The sequence below is a fragment of the Streptomyces sp. NPDC001700 genome (genome assembly GCF_053596435.1).
Window position 1 is genome coordinate 1 of sequence record NZ_JBSFGE010000064.1, and the last position, 9,555, is coordinate 9,555.

General features: G+C 69.7%; 11 protein-coding genes and 1 tRNA gene. 7 read left to right on the forward strand and 5 right to left on the reverse strand.

The genetic code is table 11. The features are described from left to right. Positions 1-103: 103 nt before the first annotated feature. On the reverse strand, positions 104-613 hold the full coding sequence (locus ACWC5C_RS41820) for a DUF3830 family protein (RefSeq protein WP_450884572.1): 510 nt from the start codon (positions 611-613) through the stop codon (positions 104-106). Between the two features lie 139 nt (positions 614-752). Between ACWC5C_RS41820 and ehuB the strand changes: the two genes are divergently transcribed. The 6 genes from ehuB to ACWC5C_RS41850 all read left to right on the forward strand — a co-directional run bounded on the left by ehuB (position 753) and on the right by ACWC5C_RS41850 (position 4,865). Then, positions 753-1,667: an ectoine/hydroxyectoine ABC transporter substrate-binding protein EhuB gene (gene ehuB, locus ACWC5C_RS41825; protein ID WP_385437858.1), complete on the forward strand. Its 915-nt coding sequence runs from the start codon at positions 753-755 to the stop codon at positions 1,665-1,667. After that, positions 1,664-2,407 carry an ectoine/hydroxyectoine ABC transporter permease subunit EhuC gene (gene ehuC / locus ACWC5C_RS41830; protein ID WP_385437860.1) on the forward strand — a complete coding sequence of 248 codons (744 nt, stop codon included), beginning with the start codon at positions 1,664-1,666 and terminating at the stop codon, positions 2,405-2,407. Before ehuB ends, ehuC begins: the two co-directional genes overlap by 4 nt. Further along, entirely contained in the window at positions 2,404-3,054 is a 651-nt protein-coding gene (gene ehuD / locus ACWC5C_RS41835; RefSeq protein ID WP_450884574.1) for an ectoine/hydroxyectoine ABC transporter permease subunit EhuD, read from the forward strand. Before ehuC ends, ehuD begins: the two co-directional genes overlap by 4 nt. A 22-nt stretch (positions 3,055-3,076) precedes the next feature. After that, positions 3,077-3,847, forward strand: a complete 771-nt coding sequence (ehuA, locus tag ACWC5C_RS41840) for an ectoine/hydroxyectoine ABC transporter ATP-binding protein EhuA (protein WP_385437865.1) — start codon at positions 3,077-3,079, stop codon at positions 3,845-3,847. Between the two features lie 131 nt (positions 3,848-3,978). Next, a complete protein-coding gene (locus ACWC5C_RS41845) occupies positions 3,979-4,740 on the forward strand; it encodes an IclR family transcriptional regulator (RefSeq protein WP_450884576.1) in 762 nt (253 codons plus the stop codon). 51 nt (positions 4,741-4,791) lie between these two features. Then, positions 4,792-4,865: transfer RNA gene (locus ACWC5C_RS41850), tRNA-Lys, on the forward strand. A gap of 52 nt (positions 4,866-4,917) precedes the next feature. Here ACWC5C_RS41850 and ACWC5C_RS41855 read toward each other — a convergent pair. From ACWC5C_RS41855 to ACWC5C_RS41865, 3 genes are read right to left on the reverse strand one after another with little or no spacing between them, the layout of a single operon-like run. Beyond that, positions 4,918-5,148: a DUF2277 domain-containing protein gene (locus ACWC5C_RS41855; protein WP_450884578.1), complete on the reverse strand. Its 231-nt coding sequence runs from the start codon at positions 5,146-5,148 to the stop codon at positions 4,918-4,920. A 32-nt stretch (positions 5,149-5,180) separates the two neighbouring features. After that, positions 5,181-6,038 (reverse strand): alpha/beta fold hydrolase, encoded by an 858-nt coding sequence (locus ACWC5C_RS41860; protein WP_450884580.1) that lies wholly within the window; start codon positions 6,036-6,038, stop codon positions 5,181-5,183. A 23-nt stretch (positions 6,039-6,061) separates the two neighbouring features. Beyond that, positions 6,062-6,868 (reverse strand): 4'-phosphopantetheinyl transferase family protein, encoded by an 807-nt coding sequence (locus ACWC5C_RS41865; RefSeq protein WP_450884582.1) that lies wholly within the window; start codon positions 6,866-6,868, stop codon positions 6,062-6,064. A gap of 226 nt (positions 6,869-7,094) precedes the next feature. On the opposite strand from ACWC5C_RS41865, the gene ACWC5C_RS41870 reads away from it, so the two are divergent. Continuing rightward, positions 7,095-8,006: an alpha/beta hydrolase gene (locus ACWC5C_RS41870; RefSeq protein ID WP_450884584.1), complete on the forward strand. Its 912-nt coding sequence runs from the start codon at positions 7,095-7,097 to the stop codon at positions 8,004-8,006. A 73-nt stretch (positions 8,007-8,079) separates the two neighbouring features. Here ACWC5C_RS41870 and ACWC5C_RS41875 read toward each other — a convergent pair. After that, positions 8,080-9,555, reverse strand: a 1,476-nt coding sequence (locus ACWC5C_RS41875) for an acetyl/propionyl/methylcrotonyl-CoA carboxylase subunit alpha (protein WP_450884586.1), incomplete at its 5' end; no start/stop codon positions are given.

Below are 9,555 nucleotides of genomic sequence, written 5' to 3' on the forward strand. Positions count from 1 at the left end.
TCTACACCAACCCCAACTACCAGCGCGCGGCGGCCACCTGGTACCGGCAGGAGTACGCGGCGGTGAAGAACTCCGCCGACCCCAAGAACCCGGGCCGGACGGGCTAGATTTTGCGGAAGCTCAGGGTTTCGCCTAGGGCGCCTGCTCGCCAGAGGTCTTGGCAGGCGTCGGCCATGCGGTCCAGGCCGTCTACCACCGAGCCCCAGACGATGCCCGGGACCCAGCCCGCGTCGCCGTTGATGAGCAGGTTGTTCCGCTCGTAGAACAGCGCCAGGTCGACCACCTGGCGCTTGCCCTGGTGCTTGGCCTGGGCCTCGTAGCCGTAGGACTTCGTGCCCAGCTGGGTGTCGGTGAAGGTGAAGTAACACAGATCCCCGGGGATCGGGGTGATCGTGGGGTTCTCCAGCGGTGGCTCCTCGGGGGCGAAGGGGGGCAGCAGCGCGTAGATCTCGTTCCGCGCGTACTTGGCGTGATAGACGTCACCCCCCAGCGGCAGCGCGTTCCAGACGGCCTCGCAGGTGATCGGCGCGCGGTCGTCGAGGAGTTTCGCGGTGCAGGTCACTCCGCGCTTGTCGAGCGAGACCTCGATGAACCGGTCGGCTCGGTCAACCATCGACATTCCTCCAGGTCGCTTCGGAACAGTCCTTACCCGTCCCTACCAGTCCTTCCCCAGAGGGCATACCCAGCATCGTCTGTATCAAGGGCTGGAAACGGCCCGCATATATTTCGTGAGTTCGGGTAGCCGCGCGCCCATGGCTCCACCACGTGGGAAAGACATCGATAGCAGAGCAAAAGGGGCATCCCGTCGATCGCTTCTGGTCGGCGGCGCGGCCCTTGGCCTGCTGGGCGCGGTCGGCTGTAGCCGGGTGTCCAGCTCGGACGCCAAGGACGGGGGCAATCTGCTGGAGCGCCTGAGGGCGCAGGGCACGGTCCGACTGGGAATTGCGGGGGAGATCCCATTCGGCTACATCGACAAGAACGGCGACTTCACCGGTGAGGCGCCGGAGATCGCGAAGGTCATCTTCAAGCGGCTGGGGGTGGACCGGGTCCAGCCGGTGCCGACCGAGTTCGGCTCGCTGATCCCGGGACTCCGTTCGCAGCAGTTCGACGTGGTCTCCGCGGGGATGTACATCAATCCCGAACGCTGCGCCCAGGTGATCTTTTCCGACCCCGACTACCGCATGCGGGACGCGTTCATCGTCCGCAAGGGCAATCCGAAGAACCTTCACAATTACGACGACATCGTCAAGCAGAAGGCCAAAATGGCCACCGGCACCGCCTATGCCGAGATCGATTACGCCAAGAACGCCGGGGTCAAGGAGAGCGACATGCTGATCCTCCCGGACCAGCTGGCCGGGCTGCTGGCGGTGGAGCAGGGCCGGGCCGATGTGTTCGCGGGCACGACCGTGACCGTGCACAACGTGGTCAAGCAGCGGAACAGCAAGCGGGCCGAGGCGACCGAGCCGTTCCAGGCGATGCTCGACGGCAAACCGGACATCGGGGCGGGCGGCTTCGCCTTCCGGCCGGAGGAGACCAAGCTCCGCGACGCCTTCAATGTCGAGCTGCACAAGATGAAGAAGAGCGGTGAGCTGCTGCGCATCGTGCGGCCCTTCGGTTTCACCGAGGGTGAGATGACCGATCTGACCGCCGAGGAGCTGTGCAAATGACGGCCGGGCTGTGGGAACACTGGCTTCTTCCGGGCGTCTGGATCACGATCCAGCTGACCCTGTACAGCGCGGTCTTCGCCGTCGTCGTCGCGTTCGGCATCGGCATGGCGCGCACGTCGCGGCTGCGGACCGTCCGCTTCCTCACCGGCGCGTACGTGGAGATCTTCCGCGGTACGTCGGCCCTGGTGCTGATGTTCTGGCTCGCCTTCGTGATGCCGCTGGCCTTCGGCTGGCAGCTGTTCCCGATGTGGGCGGCGGTGCTGGCCATCGGGCTGAACTACGGGGCGTACGGCTCCGAGATCGTCCGCGGCGCGATCGCCTCCGTGGCACCGGCCCAGGGTGAGGCGGCCATCGCGCTCAGCTTCACGCCCGCGCAGCGGATGCGGCGGGTGATCCTGCCGCAGGCGATCCCCGAGATGATCCCGCCGTTCAACAACCTGCTGATCGAGATCCTGAAGGCGACGGCGCTGGTCTCGGCCGTGAACGTCGCCGACATCACCTTCGCCGCCCAGCTCTCCCGGCTGGCGACGGGTGAGAGTGCGCAGATCTACACGATCATCCTGGTCCTCTACTTCGTGCTGGCGTTCATCCTGACCCGGCTGATGCGGGTGCTGGAGCGGCGCGCGAAGGCGAACATCGGCCAGGCTCCGGCCAAGGGCTCGCTGGTCACGCGCAAGCTGCTCGGCAAGCAGGAGACCGAGCAGTCCCGCAACATCGTCGTCGGAGGAGGTGCCCAGTGAACTGGAACTGGGACGTGGCCAAGGACTTCCTCCCCCAGCTGGGCCACGGGCTGCTGATCACGCTGGAGGCCACCGCCCTCGGCTCGGTCCTGGCGTTCGCGCTGGGGCTGGTGTGGGCGATGGCGTTCCGTTCGCCGAGCCGCTTCGTGCGCTGGCCGGTGTCGGTGGTGACGGAGTTCATCCGCAACACCCCGCTGCTGGTGCAGCTGTTCTTCTTCTTCTACGTACTGCCGACCTGGGACATCAAGTTCTCGGCGCTGACCACCGGCGTGATCGCGCTCGGGCTGCACTACTCGACGTACACCGCCGAGGTCTACCGGGCCGGTATCGACGGTGTGCCGGTGGGCCAGTGGGAGGCGGCCACCGCGCTCAGCCTCTCCCGGGGCCGCACCTGGCTGGCGGTGATCCTGCCGCAGGCGATCCGCCGCGTGGTGCCCGCCCTGGGCAACTACGTCATCGCGATGCTGAAGGACTCCCCGATGCTCGCGCTGATCGGCGTCGTCGACATGCTGCAAAAGGCGCGGGGCGAGGCCTCCTCGTCCTTCCACTACATCGAGCCGTTCACGATGGTCGGCATCGCCTTCATCCTCATCGCCTACCCGGCATCTCTTCTCATGCGAGTCCTGGAGCGTCGTCTTGGCCACTGAAACCGACCACACGAATCCTGCCGTGGACGGCAGTGAACTGATCCGCTTCGACAAGGTGACGAAGCGCTTCGGCACCAATACGGTCCTCGACGACCTCGACTTCTCGGTCTCCTCCGGCAAGCACGTCACCCTCATCGGACCGTCCGGCTCCGGCAAGACCACGATCCTGCGGCTGCTGATGACGCTGCTCAAGCCCGACGAGGGCACGATCAAGGTCGACGGGGACTACCTCACCCACGAGGACCGGGGCGGCAAGCTGGTCCCGGCGGGCGAGAAGCACACCCGTGAGGTGCGCAAGAAGATCGGCATGGTCTTCCAGCAGTTCAACCTCTTCCCCAATATGCGGGTGCTGCGGAACATCACCGAGGCCCCGGTGCACGTCCTCGGCCTGGACAAGGACGAGGCCGAGACGCGGGCGCGGGAGCTGCTCGACCTCGTCGGCCTCGGCGACAAGTGCGATATGTACCCGACGCAGCTGTCCGGCGGGCAGCAGCAGCGAGTGGCGATCGCCCGCGCGCTGGCGATGCGGCCGCAGGTGATGCTGCTGGACGAGGTGACGTCGGCGCTCGACCCGGAGCTGGTGGCCGGGGTGCTGGACGTCCTGCGGGACATCGCCCACACGACGGACATCACCATGCTGTGCGTGACCCACGAGATGAACTTCGCGCGGGACATCTCCGACGACGTACTGATGTTCGACGCGGGCCGGGTCATCGAGTCCGGTCCGCCGGAGAAGATCTTCTCGGAGCCGGAGCACGAGCGGACCAGGGAGTTCCTGAGCGCCGTGCTCTAGCGGTGCGCCTCGACAGGAGGGGGCGATTTGGGCGGACTGGCGGTGGCACATGCCATCGTTCAACTTCCGCTCCATATCGCCCCCTTGGCGGCTATCGTGGAACGAAGCCACCACCTGCGAGAGGGGATGTCGTGGTGCTGGGGCCCGAGCCGATCGCACCGCTCCGCTCGGTGCGGCACGCCCTGCGCATCCTGGAGGTCGTCGCCCGGCACTCCAGCGGGGTGAGTCACGCCCGCATCGCCCGCGAGACCCGGCTGCCGAGCGCCCGGCTCACCGAGCTGCTGCGGATGCTGCGCCGCGAGGGGTACGTCGAGCAGATCACCGACGGGGCGTACATCGGCGGCGCCTCCCTCACCCTGCTGGACACCGGGGACCCGGGGCGCGGGCACGCCGTCGAGGACAAGCTGCAGAAGTCGCTCACCGCGCTCCGCGACTCGGTGGGCGCGGCGGTCTACTTCAGCCGCTATGTGGACGGCGAAGTCAAGATCACGCAGTACGCGGACGGGCCGCGTACGCCCCGGGTCAACGAGTGGGTGGACTTCCGCTCCGCCGCCCACGCCATGGCCGCCGGCAAGTGCCTGCTCACCCAGCTCGACCAGGACGGCCGCCGCGATCACCTCGCCCGCCACAAGACGGTGCGGCTCACCTCGCGGACGACGACCAGCGAGAAGGTGCTCTTCCGCAAGCTGGACAGCCAGCCACCCACCGTGCCCGTGCTCGACCTCCAGGAGTACGCCGTGGGCACGGTCTGCGCGGCCGTCCCCGTGACGGCGGGCCGCACCGTCGGCTGCCTGGCCCTCTCCCTCCCCCTGGAGCGCGCCCACCGGCTGCGCCAGGCCGCCTATCTGCTCAACCGCGAGGCGGCCCCGATGCTGCTCTCGCTGACCATCTGATGTTGGTCAAAAGCACCCCTCCGGACCAGGTAGTATTTACGTCGTCAGCAGGCGCCGCTAGCTCAGTTGGTTAGAGCAGCTGACTCTTAATCAGCGGGTCCGGGGTTCGAGTCCCTGGCGGCGCACCTGATCGACTGAATGGCCCGGTTGCTCTCGGCTTCGAGAGCGCCGGGCCATTCAGCTTGTGCTGCCACTTGTACGGCCACCCCTGACCTCCAGCGTGCTCAGCAGCTCCCCGGTGGCGGCGGCGATCGTCTCGACCGCCTTGTCGAAGGCCTCGGCGTTGTGCGGAGCGGGCTGGCGGAAGCCGCTGATCTTGCGTACGTACTGCAGCGCGGCGGCGCGCATGTCCTCCTCGGTGACGGCCTCGGCGTACGGGGGACGGAGCGTCTTGATAGATCTGCACATACTGACGACGGTACGCCGGGGGTCGGACAACGCTAGGCCGTCGCGTCACCGTCCAGCAGGAAGGTGCGCATCAGCGCGGCCAGCCGGTGGGGCTGGTCCAGCGGGATCAAGGTGTAGCTGTCGGGGATCTCCACATGGCGGCCCTGCGGCAGCATGGCCGCCAGCCGGAGGCCGTGCTCCGGGGGCATCACCCGGTCCTCGGACGCCCAGGCCACCAGTGCGGGGCGGTCGAAGCCGCGCAGCCGCTCGGCCCAGCGCAGCAGCTCCGCAGCGGGCGGCACGCCGAGGACGTACTTCCGCAGGTCGCGGCGGATTTCCGGGGACGTCCACAGCGGCCGGAACCAGCCGTCCATGACCTCCGGCGGCACCGGGCGCTTGGTCATCCAGCCCCAGGTCATCGGCAGCCGCCGCATGGGGTGGAGCTTGAGCAGGGAGAAGGCGGTGCGCAGACCGCCGGGGAGACGGGCGGAGGTGTGGAGGTTCTTGCCGGGCAGGCCGGGCGGGAAGTTCTCGAACGCCTCGCACGAGGTGATGATCAGCCGTCCGATCCGCTCGTCGCGGCCGTCGGCGACGAGGGCCTGGGCGCCGCCCCAGTCGTTCATCACGAGGGTGACGTCCGTGAGGTCGAGCCGCTCCAGGAATTCGGCGACCAGCCGGGCCACACCGAGGACGGACAGATCGGCGTCGGGCCGCATGGGGCGGCGGTGGCCGCCCAGCGGCAGGGTGGGGACGACGCAGCGGACGCCGGGGCGGAGCGCGGCGACCACCTCGCGCCACAGCGAGCCATCCATGGCGACGCCGTGCAGCAGCACGGCGACCGGCCCCTCACCCCCGGTGTCCTCGTACTCGATGGTGCCTGCGGAGAGTTCCACCTCGTCACGATGCGACATATGTCCGAAGGTACCTGACCCGTTCACCCGAGCCGTAGACCGGCGAGGGTCACGGCCGGGGCGGCCTCGGCGCGGACGGCGACGGCGGCGTGGTAGCCGGGCGGGGCGGGCAGGTCGGCGAAGGCCCAGCCGGATGGTGTGGACGCATCGGCGCGGGCGCCGAACTCCTCCGCGAGGCCGACGTAATGGGTTCGCAGCCCGCCCGGCAGCCCGGTCCCGATGCCCTTCAGGTACGCCTCCTTACGTACCCAGCAGCTCATGAACGCCCGCTCCCGCTCCTCCTCGTCCGGCAGCGCGGCGATCGCCGCGCGCTCGCCGGGGTGCAGCTGGCCGATCAGCCCGTCGAGGCGGTCGCCGGAGCGCCGGGGGTTCCGCTCCTCGATGTCGGCGCCGACGGGCGGGCCGCCCGACACCGCGCACAGCGCGGCGTCCCCGGCGTGGGAGAGCGAGAAGGCGAGGGTGGTGTCACCCGCGAGGGCGGGGCGGCCGTGCGGTTTGTCGCAGTCCGGCATGCCGCAGGTCTCGCGGGTGAACTCGACGTCCGCCGGGTCCGTCCCCAGATAGCCGCCGAGCAGGGTCCGCAGCCCCACATGCGAGGTGAGGTAGCGCTCGCGCGCCGTCGCGTGCCGCATCCCCGCGGCGCGCTCGCGCTCGCCCGCGTCCAGCGTCCGGTCCGCGACCTCGGCGGCGAAGGAGGTGTACGGCGGGATGTGCAGCAGCCATACGGCGACCTGGCCGGGGCCGGGGCGGTCCTCCGGGCGGGGCGGGGCGGCGAGCTGCCCCCAGCCAGAGGCACGTACGACGTCGTCAACCGGGCGTATCAGCGGCACTGTTCCGTTACCTCCGTTGGAGTTCATCCGTGTCCGCCGTCCGGCGTCCGTCCACCGACGACGGTACCCACCCGCCGCGCCCGCAACGCCCGTGCCGCGACGCGACGTTGCGTCACGGGAACGCCCGGTGACTTCGGACACGTTCACATCACGGCTGGCCCGGGCACCGGGTGACACCACTACGATCGCGCACGACCGGGCACGATCTGTGATGGGGGTTTGCGTAATGGCGACGGGATTCCTGACGAAAGCGGCCTCCGCGGCGACGCTCCCGGTGGCTCCGCTCTACGGTGCCTTCCTCTCGTACTTCATCTATCACCCGCCCCGGCGGCCGCATCACAAGAAGCCCGAGGACCTGGGCCTGACCAGCACCGACGTCCAGGTGCCGCTGAACGGGAAGCCGCGCGGGCTGCATGTGTGGCTCTGCCCGGGCGACGCGGCGCGGGTAGTGGTGCTCGGCCACGGGCTGGGGCTGAGCAAGTCGGCGAGCCTGGCCCAGGCGCGGCTGCTGAACGAGGCGGGCTACACGGTCGCCATGTTCGACCACCGCAACCACGGCAAGAGCGTCTCGGACCCGGCGTGCTGGGGCATGAGCGACCGTCACACCGACGATGTGGTGGCCGTCATCAAGCATCTGCGCGCGATGGACGAGTACGCGGCGGCCCGCTTCGCCGTCTTCGGCTTCTCCATCTCCGCCTTCCCCTCCTTCTACCTGCTGGGGCGGGCGGCGGACTGCCCGGTCGACGCGGTGATCTGCGACAGCGGCCCGGCCCTCGAACTCTCCCCCCTGTTCCGCAACTTCGTCGCGGCCGACGGGCTGCCCATCCCCGGCCCGCTGCGCACCGGGCCGTCCCGGAAGGCCCTGGAGGTGGTCGCCGCGTCGTCGGCCCTGGCGATGCTGCGGGTGCAGTGGCCGCCGAAGGCGGAGGGGGCGTACGAGCGGACGCCGATGCTCTTCCTGGCCGGTGAGCGCGACACGATGATCCCGGCTGCGGGGGTGCACGCGCTGGGCGAGCGCTATCCGCTGGCCGAGGTGCACACCCTGCCGGACACCGACCATCTGCAGGGCATCAAGACCCAGCCGGATGTGTACGCGGACACGGTGCTGGGCTTCCTGGAGCGCACGCTCAAGGACTGACGGCCAGAACATCGGCAGGCCCCTCCCCCGCTGACCGCTGGCGGGGTGGGGCCTGCCGATGAGGGGAGCGGCGTCAGTCCTTGATCTCGCAGATGACGGCGCCGGAGCTGACCGAGGCGCCCGTGTCCGCGTTCAGGTTCTTGATGATCCCGGCGCGGTGGGCGTTGAGGGGCTGTTCCATCTTCATGGCCTCCAGGACGACGACGAGGTCGCCCTCGGCCACGGTGTCGCCCTCGGCCACGGCCACCTTGACGATGGTGCCCTGCATCGGCGAGGCCAGGGCGTCACCCGAGGCGGCCGAGCCGCCCTTCTTGACCGCCTTGCGCTTGGCCTTCTTCGCCCCGGCGACCGGAGGAGCGGCAACCACGCCGAGGGAGGCGGGCAGGGAGACCTCAAGCCGCTTGCCGCCGACCTCGACGACCACGGTCTCGCGCCCGATGGCCTCGTCCTCGTCGGTGGCGGCGGGGGCGGCGGCGAAGGGGGCGATGGTGTTGTTGAACTCGGTCTCGATCCAGCGGGTGTGGACCGTGAACGGGTCGCTGGTGAAGGCGGGGTCGGTGACCACGGCCCGGTGGAACGGGATCGCGGTGGCCATGCCCTCGACCTGGAACTCCGCCAGCGCCCGCGCCGCCCGCTGCAGCGCCTGCGTACGGGTGGCGCCGGTGACGATCAGCTTGGCCAGCAGCGAGTCCCACGCCGGACCGATCACCGACCCCGACTCCACGCCCGCGTCCAGCCGCACGCCCGGACCGGACGGCGGGTCGAAGACCGACACCGTCCCCGGGGCCGGGAGGAAGTTGCGGCCCGGGTCCTCGCCGTTGATACGGAACTCGAACGAGTGGCCGCGCAGCGGCGGATCGGCGTACCCGAGGGCCTCACCATCGGCGATACGGAACATCTCCCGCACCAGGTCGATGCCGGAGACCTCCTCCGTCACCGGGTGCTCGACCTGGAGACGGGTGTTGACCTCCAGGAACGAGATCGTGCCGTCCGTCCCGACCAGGAACTCCACCGTCCCCGCGCCGACGTAACCGGCCTCCTTGAGGATGGCCTTGGAGGCCCGGTACAGCTCGGCGTTCTGCTCCAGGCTCAGGAACGGCGCGGGGGCCTCCTCCACGAGCTTCTGGTGGCGGCGCTGGAGGGAGCAGTCACGGGTGGAGACGACGACCACATTGCCGTGGGTGTCGGCCAGGCACTGGGTCTCCACGTGGCGCGGCTTGTCCAGGTAGCGCTCGACGAAGCACTCGCCGCGGCCGAAGGCGGCGACGGCCTCGCGGACGGCCGAGTCGTACAGCTCGGGCACTTCCTCCATCGTGCGGGCGACCTTCAGCCCGCGCCCGCCGCCACCGAAGGCGGCCTTGATCGCGATCGGCAGCCCGTGCTCCCGCGCGAAGGCCACGACCTCGTCGGCGCCGCTGACGGGGTCGGGGGTGCCCGCGACCAGGGGCGCCCCCGCGCGCTGGGCGATGTGGCGGGCGGCCACCTTGTCGCCGAGGTCGCGGATGGCGTGCGGGGGCGGGCCGATCCAGGTCAGCCCGGCGTCCAGGAC